This window comes from Quadrisphaera granulorum (genome assembly GCF_003149145.1).
GTDB classification, from domain to species: Bacteria; Actinomycetota; Actinomycetes; order Actinomycetales; family Quadrisphaeraceae; genus Quadrisphaera; species Quadrisphaera granulorum.
In genome coordinates this window covers 1-23,106 of the sequence record NZ_QGDQ01000039.1, presented here as the reverse complement: position 1 = coordinate 23,106, position 23,106 = coordinate 1, and the positions used below count along the sequence as shown (strand labels likewise).

17 protein-coding genes are annotated in these 23,106 nt (G+C 72.9%); 7 read left to right on the top strand and 10 right to left on the bottom strand.

Annotation, left to right across the window (positions count from 1 at the left end; genetic code table 11):
• Window position 1: 1 nt before the first annotated feature.
• On the top strand, window positions 2-757 hold the full coding sequence (locus BXY45_RS20875) for a succinate dehydrogenase iron-sulfur subunit (protein ID WP_109776458.1): 756 nt from the start codon (window positions 2-4) through the stop codon (window positions 755-757).
• 256 nt (window positions 758-1,013) lie between these two features.
• Window positions 1,014-2,357, top strand: coding sequence for a choice-of-anchor I domain-containing protein (locus BXY45_RS20870; RefSeq protein ID WP_109776457.1), 1,344 nt, complete (start codon window positions 1,014-1,016; stop codon window positions 2,355-2,357).
• A gap of 30 nt (window positions 2,358-2,387) precedes the next feature.
• On the opposite strand, the gene BXY45_RS20865 is transcribed toward BXY45_RS20870, so the two are convergent.
• The 6 genes from BXY45_RS20865 to trpS all read right to left on the bottom strand — a co-directional run bounded on the left by BXY45_RS20865 (window position 2,388) and on the right by trpS (window position 11,350).
• Window positions 2,388-3,788, bottom strand: a complete 1,401-nt coding sequence (locus BXY45_RS20865) for an amidohydrolase family protein (RefSeq protein WP_109776474.1) — start codon at window positions 3,786-3,788, stop codon at window positions 2,388-2,390.
• 127 nt (window positions 3,789-3,915) lie between these two features.
• Window positions 3,916-5,832 carry a S9 family peptidase gene (locus BXY45_RS20860; protein ID WP_245961962.1) on the bottom strand — a complete coding sequence of 639 codons (1,917 nt, stop codon included), beginning with the start codon at window positions 5,830-5,832 and terminating at the stop codon, window positions 3,916-3,918.
• 44 nt (window positions 5,833-5,876) lie between these two features.
• Window positions 5,877-8,405, bottom strand: coding sequence for a glutamate--cysteine ligase (locus tag BXY45_RS20855; RefSeq protein WP_245961961.1), 2,529 nt, complete (start codon window positions 8,403-8,405; stop codon window positions 5,877-5,879).
• Between the two features lie 9 nt (window positions 8,406-8,414).
• On the bottom strand, window positions 8,415-9,527 hold the full coding sequence (locus BXY45_RS20850; RefSeq protein WP_146211306.1) for a YihY/virulence factor BrkB family protein: 1,113 nt from the start codon (window positions 9,525-9,527) through the stop codon (window positions 8,415-8,417).
• A 188-nt stretch (window positions 9,528-9,715) separates the two neighbouring features.
• Window positions 9,716-10,327, bottom strand: coding sequence for a 2'-5' RNA ligase family protein (locus BXY45_RS20845; protein ID WP_109776454.1), 612 nt, complete (start codon window positions 10,325-10,327; stop codon window positions 9,716-9,718).
• 18 nt (window positions 10,328-10,345) lie between these two features.
• Entirely contained in the window at window positions 10,346-11,350 is a 1,005-nt protein-coding gene (gene trpS, locus BXY45_RS20840) for a tryptophan--tRNA ligase (RefSeq protein ID WP_245961960.1), read from the bottom strand.
• Between the two features lie 107 nt (window positions 11,351-11,457).
• Here trpS and BXY45_RS20835 point away from each other — a divergent pair, with 107 nt between their 5' ends.
• From BXY45_RS20835 to galK, 3 genes are all read left to right on the top strand, one after another.
• On the top strand, window positions 11,458-12,306 hold the full coding sequence (locus tag BXY45_RS20835) for a DeoR/GlpR family DNA-binding transcription regulator (RefSeq protein ID WP_109776453.1): 849 nt from the start codon (window positions 11,458-11,460) through the stop codon (window positions 12,304-12,306).
• A gap of 155 nt (window positions 12,307-12,461) precedes the next feature.
• Window positions 12,462-13,601 (top strand): galactose-1-phosphate uridylyltransferase, encoded by a 1,140-nt coding sequence (galT, locus tag BXY45_RS20830; RefSeq protein ID WP_172601979.1) that lies wholly within the window; start codon window positions 12,462-12,464, stop codon window positions 13,599-13,601.
• Window positions 13,598-14,986 carry a galactokinase gene (galK, locus tag BXY45_RS20825; protein WP_245961959.1) on the top strand — a complete coding sequence of 463 codons (1,389 nt, stop codon included), beginning with the start codon at window positions 13,598-13,600 and terminating at the stop codon, window positions 14,984-14,986. The genes galT and galK overlap by 4 nt, the downstream gene beginning before the upstream one ends.
• Window positions 14,987-15,125: 139 nt before the next feature.
• On the opposite strand, the gene BXY45_RS20820 is transcribed toward galK, so the two are convergent.
• The 4 genes from BXY45_RS20820 to BXY45_RS20805 form a co-directional block, all read right to left on the bottom strand.
• Window positions 15,126-16,016 carry a hypothetical protein gene (locus BXY45_RS20820; protein WP_109776452.1) on the bottom strand — a complete coding sequence of 297 codons (891 nt, stop codon included), beginning with the start codon at window positions 16,014-16,016 and terminating at the stop codon, window positions 15,126-15,128.
• Between the two features lie 260 nt (window positions 16,017-16,276).
• Window positions 16,277-17,482, bottom strand: coding sequence for an osmoprotectant NAGGN system M42 family peptidase (locus tag BXY45_RS20815; protein ID WP_245961958.1), 1,206 nt, complete (start codon window positions 17,480-17,482; stop codon window positions 16,277-16,279).
• 33 nt (window positions 17,483-17,515) lie between these two features.
• Window positions 17,516-19,300, bottom strand: a complete 1,785-nt coding sequence (ngg, locus tag BXY45_RS20810) for an N-acetylglutaminylglutamine synthetase (protein ID WP_109776468.1) — start codon at window positions 19,298-19,300, stop codon at window positions 17,516-17,518.
• Complete coding sequence (locus BXY45_RS20805; RefSeq protein WP_109776451.1) at window positions 19,300-21,165, bottom strand: N-acetylglutaminylglutamine amidotransferase; 1,866 nt, start codon at window positions 21,163-21,165, stop codon at window positions 19,300-19,302. Before BXY45_RS20805 ends, ngg begins: the two co-directional genes overlap by 1 nt.
• A 114-nt stretch (window positions 21,166-21,279) precedes the next feature.
• Between BXY45_RS20805 and BXY45_RS20800 the strand changes: the two genes are divergently transcribed.
• On the top strand, window positions 21,280-22,623 hold the full coding sequence (locus BXY45_RS20800; protein WP_109776450.1) for an AAA family ATPase: 1,344 nt from the start codon (window positions 21,280-21,282) through the stop codon (window positions 22,621-22,623).
• Between the two features lie 23 nt (window positions 22,624-22,646).
• Complete coding sequence (locus tag BXY45_RS20795) at window positions 22,647-23,042, top strand: hypothetical protein (RefSeq protein ID WP_146211305.1); 396 nt, start codon at window positions 22,647-22,649, stop codon at window positions 23,040-23,042.
• The last annotated feature ends 64 nt before the right edge of the window (window positions 23,043-23,106 follow it).

The window sequence follows — 23,106 nt, the reverse complement described above, 5'->3', positions numbered from 1 at the left end:
CATGGCTACAACCGAGGCGGCGCCTGCAGCGAAGGTGGGCGCCATCCCGAGCTTCGAGGTCACCGTGCGCATCCGCCGGTACGACCCCGAGCGCGATTCAGCCCCCCACTGGGAGGACTACAAGGTCCAGGTGCACGGCACCGACCGCATCCTCGACGCGCTCCACAAGGTCAAGTGGGAGCAGGACGGGTCGCTGACCTTCCGGCGCTCCTGCGCGCACGGGGTGTGCGGTTCCGACGCGATGCGCATCAACGGCGTCAACCGTCTGGCGTGCAAGTCGCTGCTCAAGGACCTCGACCCGAGCAAGCCGATCACCGTCGAGCCCATCAAGGGCCTGCCGGTCGAGAAGGACCTCGTGGTGGACATGGAGCCGTTCTTCCAGTCCTACCGCGAGGTGATGCCCTTCCTCATCACCTCCGGGCACGAGCCCACCAAGGAGCGCCTGCAGTCCGCCCATGACCGCGAGCGCTTCGACGACACCACCAAGTGCATCCTCTGCGCGGCGTGCACGTCGAGCTGCCCGGTGTTCTGGACCGACGGCCAGTACTTCGGCCCGGCGGCGATCGTCAACGCGCACCGGTTCATCTTCGACAGCCGCGACGAGGGCGCCGACCTTCGTCTGGAGGTCCTCAACGACCGTGAGGGCGTGTGGCGCTGCCGCACCACCTTCAACTGCTCGGAGGCATGCCCGCGTGGCATCCAGATCACCAAGGCCATCGCCGAGGTGAAGCAGGCGCTGCTGACCCGCAAGGTCTGACGGCTCCAGCCGCCCGCACGTCAGGGCCGCGCCTCTCGATCCGTCGAGGGGCGCGGCCCTTCGTCGTCGTCCCCCTCCTTCCCTTTTCGCACTTTCCGCGGCAAGTGCGGGAAGGAGGGGCTCCTTGGCGCACCTGCCGCGGAAAGTGCGAGAAGGAAGGGGAAGACTTGACCGTTTCTTGACCTTCAGGGGGACGTCGACCGCCGTTCACCCACCCGCCACCTGCGCATCGACGGGTCGCTGGAGCATCCGCCGCGTGATCCTCACGAACCATCCCCGCACCCGTCGCCTCGCGTTCATCGGCGCCGTCGTCCTCGCCGCCGGCCTACCCGCGGCTCCCGCGCTGGCCTCACCTCCGAAGCCGTCGAAGACGCCGGGCGCACCGACGTTCACGCAGGTCGCGCGCTTCGACGTCGTCGGAGACGTCGCTGAGATCCTCGCGGCCACCAAGGACGGCCGTACCGTCCTCCACACAGACTCCGGCGGCGAGCAGGTCGGCTTCGTGGACATCTCCGACCCCGCCACGCCGAAGGCGTCCGGTGCGGTGGCCGTGGGTGGTGAGCCGACGTCGGTGGCGACCACCGACCGCTACGCCCTGGCCGCTGTCTCCGGCCCCGACGACGTCGCCGTCATCGACCTCGCCAGCCGCGCCGTCATCGCACGCGTGCCGCTGAGTGGCCAGCCCGACTCCATCGCGGTCAGCCCCGACGGCCGCTACGCCGCCGTGGCGGTGGAGAACGAGCGCGACGAGGACGTCGACGACGGCGCGATGCCGCAGGATCCGCCCGGCTACCTCGCGGTCATCGACCTCAAGGGCGCTCCGACGCGCTGGAAGGCCCAGCAAGTGGACCTGCGCGGTCTGCCCGGGCTCCGCTTCCCGACTGATCCCGAGCCGGAGTACGTGACCATCAACGACCGCGGGGTCGCCGCCGTCACGCTGCAGGAGAACAACGCCGTCGTCCTCGTCGACCTCAAGCGCGCGAAGGTCACCGGCTCCTTCTCCGCCGGCGCCGTGACGCAGGCCGCCGACCTCACGGACGACAAGAAGGTCTCCTTCACCGAGCAGCTGAAGGACGCCCGCCGCGAGCCGGACGGCATCTCCTGGACGCCTCAGGGCCGCCTCATCACCGCTGACGAGGGCGACTACGACGTCGACCTCACCAAGGGCCAGTACGTCGGCGGACGCGGCTGGACGCTCTTCGACACCCGCGGCGGCGTGGTGCACACGCCGGGCTCCTCGTTCGAGGAGGCCATCGCGGCGGCCGGGCTGTACCCGGACGGTCGCTCGGACAACCGCGGTGTGGAGGCCGAGGGCACGGCGGTCGGCGTGTACGCGAGGGGCGCTGACACCGACAAGAACGCCGCCACGCGGCACCACCACGGGCACGGCAAGGGGCACGGTGTGCCGCTGGCGTTCATCGGGGCGGAGCGCGCCGACGCCGTCGTCGTCTACGACATCAGTGACGAGCGCAAGCCCCGCCTGCTGCAGGTGCTGCAGACCGGCGACGCCCCCGAGGGGCTGCTGGCCCTGCCGCAGCGTGGCCTGTTCCTGGCCAGCGGCGAGGGCGACGGCACGATCAGCGTCTACGCCACCCGCTGAGGCGCGTGCCCACCCCCGCTGGGCGTTCGCTCAGCGGGGGTGGCCGATCCTCGCGGCGAGGGCCGGTAGGTCGGCGTGGATGCGCGCCGAGGCCTCGACGGCGAGCGGGTTCACCGAGATGCCGCCCTCGTCGACGAGCCGGCCGCCGACGTAGACCTGGCGAAGGTTGCGCGGCGTCATGGACATCACGTAGTTGCGCACCGGGTGCCACAGCGGGCCGACATCGGGCTGGCGGGGGTCGACGACGACGAAGTCCGCGTGCTTGCCCACGGCCAGGCTGCCGACGCGATCGGCGACGCCCATGATCTGGGCGGCCCCGAGGGTGTGCAGGCGCAGCGCGCGCTCGGGCATCATCGAGAGCGGGTCCTTGGTGCGGGCGCGCTGCGCGGCGATGCCGATCCGCATGTTCTGCCAGGGGTCGGCGACGTCGGTGCAGGCCTGGTCGTCGAGGCCGATGCCCACCGCCATCCCCATCGCGATCATCTCGGGCACCAGCGCCACTCCGGACGCGAGCCGGCCGTTGGAGGCGGGCTGCCAGGACATCCCGGCGCCGCCTGCGGCGGCCTGCTCGATGATCTCGGGGGTGGTCTGGATGAAGTGCCCGAAGACCATGTCGGGGCCGAGCGCCCCTGCGTCGCGGTAGAGCGCGAACTTCGACTGCTGGAGCTCGATCGCCTCGGGCGACTCCAGGAAGTGCGCCTGGTTGGTGACGCCGTGGCGGCGCATCGCCGCGACCTCCACCTCGGCGGCGTCGGGCCGGGGTGACCACTGCACCTGCCCCATGATCGAGACGCCCAGCGCCAGGGCCGGGTCCATCGCCCGGGTGTGCTCGACGCTGGCAGCGAACCGGTCCACGACGTCCTGATCAGTGCCCGCAGTGGCGTCCATGCCGATCGCGTCGACGAAGCGGAGGCCGGCGTCGCGGCAGGCATCGGCCTGGCGAGTGTGGTATTCGAGGTCGCGCAGCCCGGCGGTGCCGGTGCGCCGCCCCTCCACCATCGGCTCCCACGCCTGCAGCGGGTCGGTGAAGTTGTAGGCGGTGGTCACGCCGTGGGAGAGGAAGTCCAGCGCGCCGTGCAGCGTCGACCAGTAGATGTCGGTCGGGCTCATGTGCGCAGTGGTGCCGAGCATGGAGTCGCACCAGCCGTAGAGCGTCTCCGCGACGCCCAGCCCGCGCAGGCCGCTGGTGAACAGGTGGGAGTGCGAGGACACGAAGCCCGGCGCCACGAACGCGCCACCGACGTCCAGTACCTCCCCGCCTGCGGCGCTCACGCCGGCGCGGACGGTAGCCGGCGGCTCGCCGTCGCCCGTGGCGGCCACGAGGCCGTCCTCCACGAGCATCCAGCCGCGCTCGGAGTAGCCGACGTCGTCCGGGTCGTCCCCGGACGGGACGAGGGTGATGAGGCGGGCTTCGGTCACCAGGAGCTGCACGGGGGTCACCGTAGGACCGGCGGGCGACACTGCGGGGGCTCGACCACCGGTTCATCCCCCACCCGCGACGATCAAGGAAGCCGTGCACGGCTGGCGTGCGTAGCTTCCTTGATCGTCGCGGCGGGGGTCAGAGGGGGCCGAGGTGCTCGGCGAGGAACCTCACGACGGCGCCGTAGAGCGTGCGGCGGGAGTCGGCGCGGCGGTAGTCGTGCCCCTCCCCCGCCAGTTCGAGGTACTCCACGGGCGGGGCCGACTCGTCCACGAGCGCCCGTTCGGTGAGCGCCGCCACGATCTGGCGGGCTTCACCGATGGGCACGTTGGTGTCGTGCTCGCCGTGGACGACGAGCAGCGGCGCGTCCACGGCGTCCACGGCACGCAGCGGTGACAGCGCCTCCAGCAGCGCCCGGTCGCGCTCGGGGTGGCCGTACTTCGTCACGGCCACGGCACCGATCCACGGCTCGGTGTCGCGGTAGAACGTGGTGAGGTCGCTCATGCCGCACACGTCCACCCCGGCGGCAAAGACCCCCGGTGAGAACGCCAGCGACGCCAGCACGAGGTAGCCGCCGTAGGAGCGGCCGGTCACCGCGATGCGGGCGGGGTCGGCCACGCCGGTGGCCACCAGGTGGTCGGCCGCGGCGAGCACGTCGGAGAAGGCGTCCCATCGCTTCTCGATGTCGTCGGCGTGGACGAACTCGCGCCCGAACCCCGACGATCCGCGGATGTTCGGCGCGAGCACGGCGATCCCGGCGGCGACCAGCGCCTGGTGCTGCGGCGTGAACGTGGGCCGCTCCTGCGCCTCCGGGCCGCCATGCAGCCACAACGCCGCCGGCCCCGGACCGGCGTGCTGCGCAGGCCGGTAGAGCCACCCCGTGAGCGGCAGTCCGTCCCTACCGGAAAACCGCACGAGCTCCGGCTCGACGAGGGCGTGCTCCGGCAGCGCTGGGGCGTGGGTGATGCGCGACCAGGCACCGGTGGCGACGTCGACGTGCCACAGCTCCCGGGGTCGGCGCGGGCCCTCCACGCCGAGCACCACGGACGAGCCGTCGCGGGACAGCACCGGGTCTGCCGCGACCTGGCCGGGCATGCCCGTGATGGGCGTGCGCTCGTGCGTGGTGGTGTCGAACAGCTCCAGCTCGCTGCGCCCGGCGGCGTTCCACACGAGCAGGAGGAGGCGGCCGGCGTCGTCGGCGTCGAGGTCTTCCAGCTCGGCGTCGTCACGGACGGCGAGCGCGCGCGGTTCGCCTTTGAAGCCGTGCGGGCCGAGTGCCATCCCGATGAGCTGGCGGCGCGCGAGGCCCACGTCGGAGGCGAGGTAGACCCACAGCGGACCGGAGTCGCCCTCGGGTGCGGGCCGCAGCACGGCGCGGTCCGTGGAGCCGGTGGCGCCGGGCTGCAGCAGCGGGAAGGAGGAGTCGTCGAGCCTGTCGACCGCCACGCAGAACTGGTGCCCGCGCTCGCCGTCCTTGAGCACGAGGAACCGCTCCTCGAGCGACACGTCGAGCACGGTGGTGTTGTCGCCCTCGGAGAGCGGGTCGAGCCGGCCGGTGCCCGGGTCGGCGAGGAAGGAACGGGTGGGCCGCCCGGGGCCCGGCGAGGGCAGCGTCACCACGAGACGGTGCCCGCTGCGGGTCCACGGACCGAGGGTGGCGTGCTCCCCGCCGTCGACATCTCCCGCCCCGGGGCCGCCGGCGATCCGCCGCGCGTCGCGCCCGTCAGGGCGCACCACCCACACCTGGGTCCGCACACCGCCGTCGGTGGCCACCTCGACGCCGAGCCAGCGACCGTCCGCAGCCCAGTTGAGACCCACCACCGGGTCCGGCGTGCCGAGCGGCAGGTGACGGGCGCGCGGCAGGGCAGCCACCTCGGGCAGCCCCGTCACGACGTCCTGCACCCACACCTGCGGGGCGCCGGACCTGTCGGAGATGAACGCGACGCGCTGCGCGTCGGGCGTCATGACCGGGCCCCAGCTGCCCCACGCGCCGACCAGGTCATCCGCGAGCGCCACGGCTCGCTCGACGGCGCCGGAGGCCTCCACCACGCTCACCGCTGCTCCCCGTCCATCGTCGGCCCCGTCGTGCTTGTCCGTCATCAGCCGGTGACGACCCAGGTGTCCTTGGCTCCGCCACCGCGCGAGGAGTTGACCACGAGGTTGCCCTCGGGGGCGACACGGGTGAGGGCCAGGTCCGCGACGCGCGCGTCGTGGCGGCCCACCCCGATGACGTGCGCGAAGACCCGCAGGTCGACGTGGCGTGGAACGAGCGCCCCGTCCACCAGGGACGGCAGCGAGGACAGCTGCACGAGCTCCTGCGCCACCCACCGCTCGGGGGCGGCGGCCACCTCGGCGCGGCGCGCCACGACCTCCGCGGCGCTCGCGGCGGGGCCGATCATGACGCCGGCGCCGCCGTGCCCGTCGACGGGCTTGGTGACGAGCTCACCGACGCGCTCCAGCACCGCGCGGCGCTCGCCCTCGTCGGCGAGCAGGTAGGTGGGCACCTGCTCGAGCAGCTGCCGTTCGCCGAGGTAGTAGCCGATGAGCTCGGGGACGGCGCGGTAGACGGCCTTGTCGTCGGCGACGCCGTTGCCGGGGGCGTTGGCGAGGACGACGGTGCCGGCCGCGGCGGCGTCGAGCAGCAGCGCGCCGACGGGGCGGCCGGTGCCGTCGACGAGGTCTGCGAGGTCGGTGTCGATCCGCAGGTACACGGTGCCGACCTGCTCGGGGCGCCGGTGCGGCGCCGTGGCGACGACGCGGCCGTCGACGACGTCGAGGTCGCCCGCGCCGGCGAGCAGCAGACCGGCGCCGGAGGCCAGCGCCTGGTGCTCGTACCAGGCGCCGGACGCCGGGCCGCTGGACAGCAGCGCGGCGCGCGTGCCGGGGCGGGCATGCGCGAGCAGCGCCGCGCGGAGCCGCTCGTAGTAGGCGGCGGGGGCGGCGAGGCCCTCGGGGCGCGGCAGCTCAGGGGCGACGGCGTCGAGGAGGTCGCGGGCCGCGACGGCGAAGGCGGCACCGCTCGGGTCGCGCAGGTTGTCCTCCAGGACGCGCCAGCCGCCGTCCTCCCCGCGGACGAGGTCGAAGCCGATGACGGTGGCGCGCACCGCATCGGGCGGCAGGCGCCGGCCTTCGTCGCGCCATCCGGGAGCCCCGACCACCGCGGAGGCGGGGAGCACACCGTCGGCGATAACGCGCTGCTCGCCGTAGACGTCGCGCAGGAACCGTTCCAGGGCCACCGCGCGCTGCTCGAGGCCGTCGCGTAGCTGCGCCCACTCGTGGCGGCCCAGGACGCGGGGCACGAGGTCGACGGCGAACCGTTTCTCGTGCCCGGCCACGCGGAAGCGCAGACCGTGGGCGTCGGCCCAGGCGTCGCGGGCGTGCTCGCGGCGGCGCAGCTCCTCCGGTCCCAGCTGCTCCAGCGCGCCGAGCACCGGCCGGTACAGGGGGCGGGGCTCGGCGGAGGAGGCCACGGCCTCGTCACCGGCGCGCACCCGGTAGCGGTGCAGCGCGTCGATGCCGAGCGGCGGTCCACAGGCGGGGCCGCGGGTCTCCTCCACGACGAGCTTCACGACGTCGTCGAGGTTCCCCGTCTCGGCGAAGGCGGCGCGCTGACGGTCGGCGGAGTTGCCGCGCGCGAGGGCCCGCTCGGCCAGCGAACGGACCTGCTCGGCGTCTCCCAGCTCTTCGAGCACCGGCGCCAGCCGCTCGATGAGGGACCTCACGACGTCGGCCGCGAGCACCGGACGCGGGTGCTCGGACCTGTCGAGCAGCCGTCCGCGCAGTCCGCCGCGAGCGGCCTGCCAGATGGCGGCGCGGTGCAGCGGGGCGGGCCTGTCACGGCGGGGCACGCCCCGCTGGACAGCGATCTCCGCCTCGCGCACGAGGGCGCGGAAGATGCCGGCGATGAGGACGGCGTCGTCGACGAGGGGGCAGGCGTCGCAGACGCGCAGCTCCAGCGTCGGCGCGTGGGAGGAGGGCCTGACGTCGAAGTAGGCCATCTTCGCGTCGGCGATGACGCCGGAGCCGATGAGATCGGCCAGGAGCTCGTCGTACTCGGCGGCGGAAGCCAGCGGCCCCGTGGCGCCCGCGGTGGGCCAGCGCTGCCACACGGTGGTGCGGATGCTCGCGTAGCCGGTGTCCTGCCCGTTCCAGTACGGCGAACTGGCGGACAGCGCGAGCAGCACGGGCAGATCGGGAGCGATCCGCTGGGCGATATCGATGGCGAGGTCGCGGTCGGCCACGCCCACGTGGATCTGCAACCCGCAGATGAGCTGCTCGTCGACGAGGAGGCGGTACTGCTCCTGCATGCGCCCGTAGCGGCCGGTGGCGGTGAGCTCGAAGTCGGCGAAGGTCGAGCGGGGCGCGGTGCCGACGGCGGCCACGCCGAGCCCCTCGCGCTCGGCCACCTCGACGAGCTGGCCGCGCAGCCGCAGCAGCTCGGCGCGCAGACCGTCGAGCGTGTCGACGACGGCGGTGTTGGTCTCCACCGTGGTCCGCTGGATCTCCGCGGAGTAGCCCTCCCGTGGGAGGCGTGAGAGCAGCTGGGGCGCCCGGGCGGACAGCTGCCAGGTGCGGGTGTCGATGAGGTGGAGCTCCTCCTCGGCACCGAGCGTCAGCGCAGCAGGCACTGTCGAACCCTAGCCCGCACGGCCGCTGCGCGGCCCGCCTCGGGCTGCGCCCACCACCGAGCGGGCACCGCCGACCAGCAGCGCGGCCCCCGTGGCCAGCGACGCGCCGAGCACCACACCGGCCGCCACCTGCACGCGGTCGGCGGCACGCTCGCCGAAGGAGGGCTGTCGGTGGGGCAGCGACGCGCGTGCCAGCGCGAGGTCGGCAGCCGGCCCCACGGGCGGCCCCAGCACCGGCTCGCCCTGGGTGGCGGTGAGGTGGGCGAGCACGAGCGGGTCGGTGGCTGCCCACGCCGCCGTCGTGAGCACCACCCGGAAGAGGATGTTCAGCCAGACCAACAGACCGGCGATGACGCCCGCAGTCTGCAGCAGCGGGTTGGACGTGCCGGTGAGAAAGCCCAGGCCCAGCCCGGCGAGGACCTTCAGGACGCCGAACATCGCGGCGCCGAGCAGCGCTGCCGAACGCAGGTGCCGCCACGGGATGGCGAGTCGGCTCAGCACGCGCAGGAGGATCATGAAGATCACCCAGTCCGCGGCGAAGACGACGGCGACACCGAGCACGCGCAGCAGCACCTTGGAGACCCAGCTGTCCTGCAGACCCACCAGACCGAGCAGCCACGGCGCGGTGGCCGTCACCACGATCGAGGCGACCGCCGAGCTCAGCACCGCCAGCCCGAGCGTGATGAGCATGCCGAGGTCGCGCAGCTTCTGCCCCACGATGGGGTGCTGGTCGGCGGGGACGGCGAACATCGCGCGCACCCCCTCGCGCAGCGCGTCGATCCAGCCCGTCCCCGCCAGCAAGGCGACCAGGAGGGTGATCGCCCCGGTCACCGAGAGGGCGTTGGTGTCGAGCAGCGACTCGGGGTCGATCGCGGCGCCGCTTTCCGGGGCTCCCAGCAGGTTGGGCACGTACCCGTTGATGGTGCGGACCACGGTGCTCAGCAGGCCGGGGTTCGCCGCCAGCACCTGACCGGAGACCGTGAAGAGCAGCACGAGGATGGCCGAGAGCGAGAACAGGGCCACGTACGCCAGGCCGCCGGCGAGGATCTGCCCCCGCTCACGGCCGTAGTGCGCCAGCGCCCGCCCCAGGTGGGTGGCCTGGTACCGCTGCCACAGCCCCATCACCGCACCCACGGGGCACCGCCCTGCCCGGTGAGGTGCGGCTGACGTCCGGCGGGGGGCCGGCGCTCGTCGATCACGGGGTCGATCGTGGCGCAGCGAGGCGCACACCGCGCGTCGGATGTCAGCCGGACGTCAGACAGGCACCTGCCGGACGCCAGCCCGACGCCGACCGACCGGCTCCCTCGGCGTCAGCCGCCCAGGCGGAAGGTCTGCACAGAGCGCCACCGGCCGTCGGTGCCGAGCTCGTACAGGTCGACCTCGGACACGTCGAAAGCGGCGTCGTACCCGGCGAGCTGCGTGCACGCCGTGTCGAGCACCTCGTCCTCGAGCTGCTGCGCCACCGTGACGTGCGGGTGGAACGGGAACCGGCGCTGCGTGCCGAGCACCCCGGAGCGCACCCGCCCCTCCAGGTCCGCGCACTCCCCCGCGCCGGCGGCCAGGCGCACGTAGACCACCGGGGTGACCGGGCGGAAGGTGTCGGCGCCGTCGAGCTCGACGCGGAACGGCCCGCTGGCCGCGGTGGCCCGAGCGAGGTGCTCGCGCACGGCGGGGAGGTCGGCACGGCGCACCGCGGTCGGCGGAACGAGCGTCACGTGCGCCGGCACGGTGGCGCCCAGCGGATCGCCGAAGCTGCGGCGCCACGCCTCCAGCTCCCCCGCCCACGGCTGCGGCACCGCGATGGCCACACCGATGAGGACCTCACCGGCCCCGGGGACCACGCTGAAGACGCCGGTCAGCGCCTGGGCGCCCCCGGGAGCCACGGCGCCGCCCGCCGTCGTCGTCCTCGCCGTGGTCGTCATGGGCACCCGGGGTGGTCCTCAGCGGGGGGCGGGCAGCAAGCCCACCCTGTCGAAGGCCCGCGCCAGCACCACGGAAGCGCGCTCGCGGGCGCGCTCGGCGCCGCGGGTCAGGAGCTTGTCGAGCTCGGCCGGGTCGGCCAGGAGCTCCAGCGCCCGCTCGCGCACCGGGGAGAGCGCGGCGACGACGACGTCGGCGACCTCCACCTTGAGGTGCCCGTAGCCCTTGCCGGCGAACCTGTCCTCCAGGGAGGGGATGCTCTCGCCCGACAGCGCCGAGTGGATCGTCAGGAGGTTGGACACGCCGGGTTTCTCCGCGGGGTCGAAGCGGACCTCGGTGCCGGTGTCGGTGACGGCCGAGCGGATCTTCTTGGCGGTCTTCTTCGGGTCGTCGAGGAGCTCGATGATCCCGTTCGGCGAGGAGGCGCTCTTGCTCATCTTGGCGCCGGGGTTCTGCAGGTCGTTGACCTTGGCGGTGGCGGCGACGATGTGGACGTCGGGCACGACGAACGTCTCGCCGTAGCGCGCGTTGAACCGCTGGGCAAGGTCGCGGGTCAGCTCGAGGTGCTGGCGCTGGTCTTCACCGACGGGCACGCGGTCGGCGTCGTGGACGAGGATGTCCGCCGCCTGCAGCACCGGGTAGGCGAACAGGCCCACGTTCTGCTGGTCCGCACCGAAGCGGGCGGTCTTGTCCTTGAACTGCGTCATCCGACTGGCCTCACCGAAGCCGGTGAGGCAGTTCAGCAGCCATGCCAGCTGCGCGTGCTCCGGGGCATGGCTCTGCACGAACAGCGTCGAGCGCTCGGGGTCGATACCGGCCGCGAGGTACTGGGCGGCGGTGACACGGGTGCGCTGGCGCAGCGCCTCGGGGTCGGGCGAGACCGTGAGGGCGTGCAGGTCGACCACGCAGTAGGTGGCCTCGTACTCGTCCTGCATCGCCACCCAGTTGACGAGCGCACCGAGGTAGTTGCCGAGGTGCAGCGAGTCGGCGGTCGGCTGCATGCCGGAGAAGAGACGGGCGGGCACCCTCCCAGTCAACCACCAGCCCCTCACCGGCCCGGACGAGGACGCGCACGTCGGTGATCACCGCCACGCAGGCTGCAGGGCCCGGTGACCGGCCGTAACCTGCGGGGGTGCTCGCCAGGCAGCGCCAGGAGCGGATCCTGGAAGAGGTGCGCGCGCACGGCGGAGCGCGCGTGAGCGACCTCGTCACCGCGCTCGGCGTCTCGGAGATGACCGTCCGGCGCGACATCACCATCCTCGCCGGGCAGGGCCTCGTCGCCCGGGTACACGGCGGCGCCACGGCGCTGTCGGCGCGCGCGGAGGAGCCGGGCTTCACCGTGAAGTCGGCGCTGGCCCTCCCCCAGAAGGAGGCGATCGCGCGCGCCGCCGCCGAGCTGGTCGCCCCGGGCTCCTCGGTGGCGATCTCAGCGGGGACGACGACCCACGCCGTCGCTTCCGCCCTGGTCGACGTGCCGGGCCTCACCGTCGTGACCAACTCGCTGCGCGTGGAGCAGGTGCTGCACGAGGCGTGGAGCGCGCCGGACTGGCCCGACTCGGCGCCTGCCGGCGGTGCGGCCGGGAGTTGGGCCGGAGGGGCGGCGGGCGGTTCGGTGGTGCTCACCGGCGGCGAACGCACCCCCTCGGACGCGCTGGTCGGGCCGGTGGCCGTGGCGGCGATCCGGTCGCTGCACGTCGACACCCTGCTGCTCGGGGTCCATGGTGTCGACCTCGAGGCGGGGCTGACCACACCGAACCTCGTCGAGGGCGAGACCAACCGGGCGCTCGTGGCGTCAGCGCGGCACGTCGTCGTCGTGTGCGACTCCTCCAAATGGCACGTGGTGGGTCTGGCGAGCATCGCGCCGCTGGACGCCGTCGACGTGCTCGTCACGGACGACGGGCTGCCGCACGCCGCACGCGAGGTGCTGGCCTCCAAGGTGGGGCGGCTCGTGATCGCGGAGCGCGATGCGGCGACGGGCTGACGTCGTCGTCCTCATCGCCCTTCTTGCTCTTCTCACCCTTCTCGATTGAACCAACAGAAACTCACACTTCCGAACACTTCCGCTCAGAGTCGAGCGCAGGTAGCGTTCGCTGGCGGGCCGGCGCGCAGCCGGTCACCCACCACAGGAGGACCGCGATGGCGCAGGTGCGTCGCACCGACCGGCAGATGGCCGACGGGCGGCCGATCCACTACTACGACGACACCGAGCCGTGGCTGTCCGGCGCGAGCACCCGCTCCGCCGTCGACACCCGCGACCTGCCGTCGGTCGCCACGACGTCGACCATGCGGTGGGACGTGCTCACGGGCGAGTGGGTCGCACACGCCGCCCACCGGCAGGACCGCACCTTCATGCCACCCGCCGACCTGTGCCCGCTGTGCCCGGCGCGCCCGGGGCGCGAGCCCGGCGAGGTGCCCGAGGCCGACTACGACGTCGTCGTGTTCTCCAACCGGTTCCCCTCCTACGCGGGGGCGGGAACATCGCTCGCTGAGGAGCCCGCGGGGCTGGTGGACGGCGAGCCGCTGTGGCCCGTGCGCGCCGCGGTCGGGCAGTGCGAGGTGGTCTGCTTCACCGCCGACCACTCCGCCACCTTCGCCTCCCTGCCCGTCTCCCGCGTGCGGACCGTGGTGGAGGCGTGGGCCGACCGGACGGCGGAGCTGTCGTCGCTGTCCGGGGTGGCCGGCTCGGGCGAGGTGTTCGTCTTCGAGAACCGCGGCAAGGAGATCGGGGTGACGCTGCAGCACCCCCACGGGCAGATCTACGCCTACCCGGAGCCCACGCCGCGGACGTCGCAGCTGATCGTGCAGGCGTCGCGACACCAGCGCGCTCACGGGACGTCGCTGCTGGCCGACGTGCTGGCCGCCGAGCAACGCGCAGGCACCCGCGTGGTGCTGCGCGGGGAGCACTGGACGGCGTACGTGCCGGCCGCCGCCCGCTGGCCCGTGGAGTTCCACCTGGCACCGCACCGCGACGTGCCCGACCTGGCCGCACTCGACGCCGGGGAGCGGGACGAGCTGGCGGTCGTCTACTCGGAGATGCTGGGGCGGCTGGACCGCTACTTCGACGGCGTGGACGCGCTGCCGTACATCGCTGGCTGGCACCAGGCGCCGCTGGGTCGTGAGCGTGAGCTTGGCCGGCTGCACCTGCAGGCGTTCTCCGTGCTACGCCAGCCCGGCAAGCTCAAGTACCTCGCCGGCTCCGAGTCCGGGGTCGGCGCGTGGATCAACGACACGACGCCGGAGCGCATCGCCGACCGGCTGCGGGAGGTGGCTTCGTGACGACGACGACGTCGGGCGCCGGGTTCGCTGGCGGCGAGTTCGCCGCTGGTGCTGCTGCCCCGCAGGGGGCTCCGATCTGGCTGACGGCCGCCGCTCCGTCGGCCGCGGCCGACGCCGCGGTGGCGCTGTTCGCCGGGCACTGGGAGGGCCAGGCCGACGGCGTCTGGTCGGCGCCGGGCCGCGTGAACCTCATCGGCGAGCACCTCGACTACAACGGCGGGCCGGTGCTGCCGCTGGCGCTGCCGCACAGCACCGTGGCGGCCGTGCGGGCGCGGCACGACGGGGTGGTGCGCGTGGTCTCCGCTGCATCGTCCGCTGACCTGGGCGGCGAAGCATCGGTGTGGCAAGGGCACCTGTCCGACGTCGGCCCCGGCGCGCCCGAGGGGTGGGCCGCCTACGTGGCGGGCGTGCTGTGGGCGCTGGCGCAGGCGGGCTATGCGGTGGGCGGTGTCGATGCCGCCGTCGTGTCCACGGTGCCGCTGGGCGCGGGTCTGTCGAGCTCGGCGGCGCTGGAGTGCGTGGTCGCGCTGGCGGTGGCGGACCTGGCGGTGCTGGGCGAGACGTCGGCCGACGCGTTCCGCGCCGAGCTCGCCGCCGCGTGCGTGCGCGCCGAGAACGAGGTGGCGCGCGCCTCCACCGGCGGCATGGACCAGGCGGCCTCCCTGCGGTGCACCGCCGAGCACGCGCTGATGCTCGACAGCGCCACCGGAGCGGTGACGCAGGTGCCGCTGCCCCTGGCCGAGCACGGGCGGGCGCTGCTCGTCATGGACACCCGCGCTCCCCACCGGCACGCCGACGGCGAGTACGGCTCGCGGCGGGCGGCCTCGGAGCGGGCGGCATCGCTCCTCGGGTACAGGCTGCTGGCGGAGGCCGTGACCGAGGCCGGTGGCACCGCTGGGGGTGCGTCGGCAGTGCTGGAGCGGCTGCGCTCCGCGGCGGTCGCGGCCAGGGAGGCCCCGGACCGCGTCGAGGAGCTGGTGCGCCGCACCCGACACGTCATCACCGAGACCGCCCGCGTGCACCAGGTGGTGTCGCTGCTCACCGCGGCAGCGCAGGGCAGCTGCGTCGGGGTGAGCGGCGTGGGGGCGGTGGCGTGCATCGACGATGTCGGCCCGGTGCTGTCCGCCTCGCACGCGTCCATGCGCGACGACTACGAGATCTCCTGCCCCGAGCTCGACGTGGTCTGTGCGGCCGCGGAGGCCGCGGGCGCACTGGGGGCGCGGATGACGGGCGGCGGGTTCGGCGGGTCGGCGGTGGCGCTGGTGCGCGCCGGCACCGAGGAGGCCGTGGCGTCGGCGGTGCGCGCGGCGGCGTTGGCGGCCGGCCACCCGGCGCCGGCGTTCCTGCGGGCGCTCGCGTCGCCCGGGGCGCACCGCGTCCGCTGACCCCGACCCCGCCCCTTCTCGCACTTTCCGCGGCAAGTGCGCTTCCCGCCCCGTCCTTCTCGCACTTTCCGCGGCAAGTGCGAGAAGGACGGGGGTCTTGGCGCACTTTCCGCGGCAAGTGCGGGTAGGGCAGCGGGGTTCAGATGCCGGCGATGCGCTCGGCGACTGCACGACGGACGGCGTCCTCGACCTCGCCACGCCCCTTCATCCGCTCCGCCGTGATGTGAACGACCTTCCACCCGGCGTGGCGCAGACCGTCGAGGCGGAGCCGGTCATCCGTCAGCTGCCCCTCCACGAGCGTGCGCCACTTCCCCTCGTACTCGATGGCGATCTTCCACTCGAGCAGCGCCAGGTCGACGCGTCCGACGAACACGCCGTCGCGGTCGACGACGTCGAACTGCGGCTCCACGTCGAACCCGGCGCGGACGAGGCGCACGCGGCAGCGCGACTCGGGGATCGACTCCGCGCGCGGGTCGCAGAGGTCGGCGGCCTCGCGGACGGCGACGACGCCGTCGTCGTGCCGTGTCAGGAGCCACGCCTTGAAGGCGTCGAGGTCCAGCAGACGTGCCCTGACGACGACGTCGAGACGCGCCACGCCCAACTCCAGGCCGCACCGCGCCGCGAGGTCGAACCCCATCCGCTCCCGAGACGCCGTCGGCACACCGCGCCACGACGTGTCGCCGAGGGGCCCGCGCGACGCCGCGCGCAGCACCGTGCCGCGCGGCCCGGTGCGCCAGTCGCCGTGTGGCACGACCCACTCGACGTCGTCCCAGGTGTCGGCGAGCGGCGCTCCGGCGACCGTCGCGAGCGAGGTCCCGGTCAGGCGAGCTGACGGCGGGACCACAAGGGCTGCCCCGCGGCAGCGCAAGGCGTGGTCGACGGGGACGAACCTCGGTGCGCACACCCCGTGGAAGAGGCGGCGCAGCCGGGGGTCGCGCAGCTGGCTCGATGTGAGCACCCCCTGCTCGAGCGCGTCGGAGACAAGGAAGACGTCGGGGAGCTCGTCGGGCCAGGGGCGCTTCTTCGGCATGCGTCGCACCGTGGCCGCCGAAGCGGCATCGCTTGGTGACCGCTGGCCGCTCCTGTGGACGACGACGCCCCGCGTGGTCCCTGTGGGCGGACGACCCCGCTGGCGTCGTCGCCCTCGCCCCATCCCCTCCCGCACTTGCCGCGGAAAGTGCGGGAAGGCAGGGGGTCCTTCTCGCACTTTCCGCGGAAAGTGCGAGAAGGGGGGCGCCGGAAGCGCACTTTCCGCGGCAAGTGCGGGAGAGGGCGGGAAGGGGCGCGGGGTCAGGCGCCGCCGATGGCGTCTTCGCGCGCGGGCTCACGCGGCGCCGGCTGCACCGCGTCGGAGGGGAACTCCTCCAGCGGCCCCGCCGCGCGCCGGTCCCACTCGGCGAACACGAGGTCGGTCTGCAGGTAGAGCACCAGCAGCCGCGTCAGTGCCACCAGGCCGTCGAAGTGCGTCCGCTCGTGCCCGTGACCGGAGTCGACGCCGGCGCCGATGAGCGCCGCCCGCGCCTCGATGCCCGCCTCCAGCGCCGGGGCGGCGTCGGAGCGGTAGTGGCGGTAGACGTCGCGGTGGGCGGGCACGTCGTGCTCAGCGGCCAGCGCCAGCAGCCGTCGCGACAGGTGGTAGTCGAACGGGCCGGTCATGTCCATCATGCCGACGTTCACCGTGTGCTCGGAGCTGGCCTGCCCGGCGGCGACGACGGCGTTGTCGACGGCGACCAGCTCGGAGATGTCGGGGTCGAGCCCGTGCGTCGCGCCGAAGCCGACCTCCTCGCCGATGGTCACGAGCAGCTGCGCCCCCACCCGTGGCTGCACACCGGCGTCGGCCAGTGCCTTCAGCGCGGTGAGGCAGGCGGCGAGCCCGGCCTTGTCGTCGAGGTGGCGGCTCTTGACGAAGCCGCCGGGCGTGATGCGCGGGTCGGCGTCGAGCGCGACGAAGTCACCGACCTGGATCCCCAACGCGGTCAGCCCGGCCAGGTCGCTGACGGGCTCGTCGATGCGGACCTCCACCTGGTGCCAGCCGACGCCCTGGGTGTCGATGTCGTCACCGAAGGCGTGCCCGGCGCTGAGCAGTGGCAGCACAGTGCCGGTGTAGACGCAGTCGGGGTCGTCGGTCATCACGGTGACGTGAGCGCCCTCGGCGAACCGGGCGCTGTGGGAGCCGACCGGCACCACCTCCAGCCGCCCGTTCTCCTTGAGGCGCTTGACCATGCACCCGATGGTGTCGGCGTGGACGACGACGGCGCGCCGCACCGTGCTGCCGGTGCCCAGGCGCGCCCGCAGCAGCCCGCGGCGGGTCAGGTCGAACGGCACGCCCAGCGCGGAGATCCGGTCTCCCACCAGCTGCATCACCGCGTCGGTCCGCCCTGACGGGCTGGGCGTCAGGAGCAGGTCGACCATGGTCGAGCGCAGGTAGTCGACGTCGACGGGCACGTCAACGGGCTGGGGATCGGCGCTGCCGTGGGCCTGGGGTGTTGCACTCACGGACGATCACGCTAGGCCGCACCGGGCCCGGCGTCACGCCGAGCGCCGCGTCTCCGGGAACAGCAGGTCGACGAATCGCTCGGCGGTGGGCTGCGGCTCGTGGTTGGCCAGGCCCGGCCGCTCGTTCGCCTCGATGATCACGTATTGGTCTCCTTCGAGGTCGGGCACGAGGAAGTCCAGGCCTGTCACGGGGATCCCGATGACGCGGCTGGCCTGGCGCGCCGCCTCGGCGATGACCGGGTGCAGCCGGTCGGTGACGTCGTCGATGGTGCCGCCGGTGTGGAGGTTGGCGGTGCGGCGCACGGCCAGCACCTCGCCCCTCGGGAGGATGTCGGCCATCCGGTAGCCGGCATCCGCGACCACGGCCTCGGTCGTCTCGTCGAGCGGGATGGTGCTCTCCCCGCCGGTGGCCTGCGCGCGGCGCCGGGAGTGGCGGCGCACCAGCTCGGCGATGGAGTCGCGTCCGGTGCCGACCACCTGCGCCGGGCGGCGCACGGCCGCCGCGACCACCTCGTGGTCGATGACGACGACGCGCAGGTCGTCTCCCTCGAATCGCTCCTCGACGATGACGTCGGGGCAGAACGTCAGCGCTCGCTGCACCGCGGTGACCAGTGCCTCGTCGGTGGTGACACCCACCGTGATCCCGCGTCCCTGCTCCCCGCGGGCGGGTTTGACGACGACGTCGCCGACCTCGGCGAGCAGCGCGCGGGCGGCGCGCAGGTCGTCGTCGTCGGTCCCGGGGGCCTGCACCGCGCGGGGCACGGCCAGCCCCGCTCCGGCGAGCAGTCGCGAGGTGACGCGCTTGTCGTCGCAGCGGCTCATGGCGACGGCGCTGGTCAGCTCCGACAGCGACTCGCGGGTCAGCACGCTGCGTGCTCCGGAAGAGATCCGCAGCTCCCCGAAGGCGGCGTCGGTGACCTCGACGCGCAGGCCGCGGCGCAGCGCTTCGTCGGCGATGATCCGGGCGTAGGGGTTGACGTCGTCCAGGCCCGCCGGCGTCGGGGAGTACAGCGCCTGGTTGATGGGGTTCTTGCGCTTGACGCACACCGCGGAGGTGGGCGTGAAGCCGAGCTTGCGGTACAGCGCGATGGCGCCGGTGTTGCTGTGCAGCACCGACAGGTCGAGGTGGGCGCGCCCGCGCGCCGCGTACCGCTCCGCGAGCCGGCGCACGAGGGCCTCCCCGGTACCCGGGGGCGCGTTGTCGGGGTCGACAGCGAGGCACCACATGCTGGCGCCGCCCTCGGGGTCACCGAAGGCCAGCGCATGGTCGACGCCGGTGACGGTGCCCACCACCCGCGGCCCCTCGCCGTCCTCGCTGGTGGAGCTGACGCGCCGGTCGAGCGCCACGAGGTGGGTGAAGGTGCGGGTGCGCTGGTTGGCCCACATCGTGTCGACGTCGGCCTCGACCATCCGCGCCTTCGCGTAGATGCGGTTGACCTGCTCGAGCTCCTCGCGGGCCTGCACGGTGCGCACCTCGACGTCGCGGACGGCGTCGCGGCGCTGGCGGTAGGAGTGCAGGTCGAGGCGGTAGGTGTAGGACGGATCGACGAACAGCTCGTGCGGCGAGGTGCCGACCAGCACCTGCGGGTCGGGCACGTAGCAGGCGATGTCGCGCTTGCCGCTGGCCTCGTCGCGCAGTGCCTCGAGCACACCGGACGGGTCCACGAAGGTGTTGCCGAACACCAACCGCCCCCACCCCATGTCGAGGACGACGTCGGGGTCGGTGCCATGCCGCGGGTGGCCGCTACCGCCACTGCGGGGCCGGACCCGCTGACCGGCGACGGCGCGGTGGCGGCGCGGGGAGGAGGTGGCGGCCATCAGCGCACCCCGTGCGTCTGCAGCCACAGCTCCAGCAGCCCCAGCTGCCAGAGGCGGTTGCCACGCAGCGGCGTCAGCTCGGCGTTCGGGGCGGCGAGCAGCTCGCTCACCGCGGAGGGGCGGAACAGGCCGCGGCTGCGGGCGGCCTCGGAGGTCAACGCGTCGCGCACGAGGTCGAGCACTCCCCCCTCCAGGTGCGTCAGCGCGGGCACAGGGAAGTAGCCCTTGGGCCTGTCGATGACCTCGGTGGGGATGGTGCGGCGGCCGATGGCCTTGAGGATGCCCTTGCCACCGTCGGCGAGCTTGAGCTCCGGGGGCACCTGCGCGGCCAGGGTGACGAGGTCCTGGTCGAGGAAGGGCACGCGCGCCTCCAGGCCCCAGGACATGGAGGTGTTGTCGACGCGCTTGACCGGGTCGTCCACGAGCATGATCTCGGTGTCGAGGCGCAGCGCGGCGTCCACCGCGGTGGAGGCTCCGGCGCGCGCGAGATGTGATGCCACGAACGCCCTCGACGCATCGGCCCCGCCTTCGGCGAGCATCCCCTCGAGCACGCCGTCGCCAACGAGCCAGCTCATCCCGCCGGGCCCGTCGGGGCCCCGGTCGAAGAAGGCCCGCGCGTAGGTGGCGGTGGCGGCCTCGACGTCGAACCCGCCGCCTGGCGACCGCTCGACGTGGGCCATCGGCGGGTACCAGTGGTACCCGGCGAAGACCTCGTCAGCCCCCTGCCCTGACTGCACCACGCGGATCTCCTTGGCCACCTGCTGGCAGAGCAGGTCGAAGGCGACGACGTCGTGGCTGACCATCGGCTCGCTCATCGCGCCGACGGTGTGGCCGAGCGCGTCGACCAGCGACGGGCTGTCGACGGCGATCTTGTGGTGATCGGTGCCGTAGCGGGCGGCGATGATGTCGGAGTACTGGAACTCGTCGCCCTCGTGGCCGCCGGCGCTGTCGAAGCCGATGGAGAAGGTGGACAGCCCGGTCTGTCCTTCCTCGGCGAGCAGCCCGACGATGAGGCTGGAGTCGAGCCCGCCGGACAGCAGCACCCCGACCGGCACGTCGGCCACGAGGCGGCGGCGGACGGCGGTGCGGAGCGCCTCCTCCACGGCGTCCTCCCAGTCACGGGCGGACCAGCCGGCCTTGGCGGGGTCACGCTCGTAGGAGGGCTGCCAGTAGACGCGGTCGCGGAAGCCGTCGGCGCCACAGCCGGGCTCGTAGACGCGGACCGTGGCCGGCGGCAGCTTGCGCACGCCGCGCAGCATGGTGCGGGGAGCGGGGACGACGGCGTGCCAGCTGAGGTAGTGGTGCAGCGCCACCGGGTCGATGCTCGTGTCGAGGGTCCCGTCGCGGCGCCCGGCGGCCACGAGCGCGGGCAGGCTGGAAGCGAAGCGCACCGCGCCGGCACTCTCGGCGAGGTAGAGCGGCTTGATGCCGAGCCGGTCGCGGGCCATGACCACACGCCCGGTCCGGGGTTCGTGGAGGACGACGGCGAACATGCCCACCAGGTGATCGACGAAGTCGTCACCCCACTGCCGGTAGGCCTTGAGGATCACCTCGGTGTCGGACGTGGAGCGGAACGAGTGCCCCTTGCCCGCCAGCTCCTCACGCAGCTGCGGGTAGTTGTAGATGCAGCCGTTGAACACGGCGACCAACTCGTGGTCGCTCCCCTCGCCGTCGACCATGGGCTGCGCGCCGGCCTCGGACAGGTCGATGATCGCCAGCCGGCGGTGGGCCAGCGCTACCGGGCCGCGTGCCCACTCCCCCGAACCGTCGGGCCCGCGTGGTGCCAGAACCTCCGACATGCACCGCACCGCACCCGCATCCGCTGCCGCGCCGTCGAACCTGACCTCACCCGAAAGTCCGCACACGCGGAGAACCCAACCGTTCCTGCGCCCAGAACGCCAGCCGGTCGGGTGTCATCCGTCTCCCGTACCTTCAGAAGACCGGCAAAGGACGTCAGAGCTCCGCACTACCCTCCCCATATGGCGACAGCCAGCCTCAGGCGGATCCATCTCGATTCTTTCAAGAGCTTCCAGCGCGAGCATCTGGATCTGGCAGGCGTCACCGTCCTCACGGGACGCAACAGCGCAGGCAAGTCGAACGCACTCGATGCCATCGAGGTTCTTGCTCGGCTCGCGGACGGCGACGATCTCCATGAGGCGCTCGATGGGCGTGGCCGTGACGGTGACGGCGTACGGGGTGGCGCGCGCGGCTGCGCTCCGCACAGGGAGAACACGTTCTCCCTGGGATGCACCGCTTCGGTTGGCAAGGACCTGTACCGCCTAGAGCTCACCGTCGAGGTAGAGCCCGTGCTGCGTATCGTCCGCGAGTCGCTGTGGGGTCCGGCGCCGGCAGCGGAGTCCCGAAAAGTCGAATCCCACTGGTTGATGGTCACCAGACCGTCGGATCAGAGCCATCCAGGCCTCTCAGCCGAGATCTACAACGGGAAGCGAGGCCCCAATCCCATCCAGCAGTTCCGCGACGACCGACTCCTGACGCTACAGCTCGCGGCTCGGATGAACACCAAGCACCGAGTGGAAGCGGCCGTCCTCCGGGGCGCAGAAGCAGTGACGAGTGCCTTGCGCGGGGCTTTTCATCTCGACCCTGTCCCACACCTCATGCGGGGGTACGTCCCTGAACGCGACGTGTTGTTGCGCCGCACTGCAGAGAACGTCTCGGCTGCGGTCCACCGCTTGGAGACCGATGATCCGGCGGCCCACGCCGCAGTGACGGCCGCCGTCCAGCGAGTCACCGACCGTCAGCTTCGGAGCCTGGTCAGCGTGGTCTCCCCCCTAGGGGACGTCATGCTCGGTGTCGACGAAGGCGTCTCCGGAGACGAGCCCGACATCACTCCCGCCCGCGAGATGAGCGACGGGCTCCTCCGTTTCCTCGCAGTTGCCACGGCCATGCGCACAGCAGGACAGCGGCTGGACATTGACGCGCTCCAGTCTTTGACCGGCGTCGAGCCCGGTGTGCTCCTTGTCGTGGAGGAGATCGAGAATGGGTTGCACCCGGCGCAGGCGGATCACCTCCTCGAGCTCATCCGTGGGGCTGCGTCCCCACCGTCGACCAGGATTCTCATCACCACGCACAGTCCCGCCCTCCTGAATGCCCTCACCGGTGAGCTGAACGAGAGCGTCGTCGTCTGCTACCGAGATGCTGCGACGGGCCACAGCCGGCTGAGCCGCGCCATCGACCTGCCCGGGTACGTCAAGGCACTCGCCGCCGGTGACATGGGCGACGCCATCAGCCGTGGTCAGCTCGTGGCCCCCCGCACAGAGACTCGTGACCTCGGCGCCCTGGCTCACCTCATCGGCAGGGGCTGAGGGCTTTGCCGACAGTCCGGTTCGTGGACACGAGCGTTCTCTGCAACCTCGTCCCTGTGCCGGGCCGCTGCCAGCAGGAGGCCAGCGCGCGCGAGGAGTTCCAGCGGCATTACACCGCGGGAGACGAGCTCGTGCTTCCTGTGACGGCCGTGGTCGAGACGGGAAACTTCATCGCCCAGCTAGATGACGGAGGCTCACGGCGCCGCGCGGCAGCTGCGCTGGAGGAGTGGTTGGGGGCCGCCGTCTCCCAGACCCCACCGTTCTCCCTCCACGACTTCTCCTGGGACGCCTCGACGGTTCAACGATTCCTCGAAGGAGCGGGCACAGGCGAGAGGTGGGTGGGCCTTGCCACACGTGGCATCGGCGCTGGCGACTTGCTCATCCTCACTGAGCCTTTGCCACTAGCGCGTCTGCGGTGACGCTGCGTGACCTCGGGTTGCGGGTCGAGGATGGAACTCCGGAGGATGGATCGGTCCGCTCAAA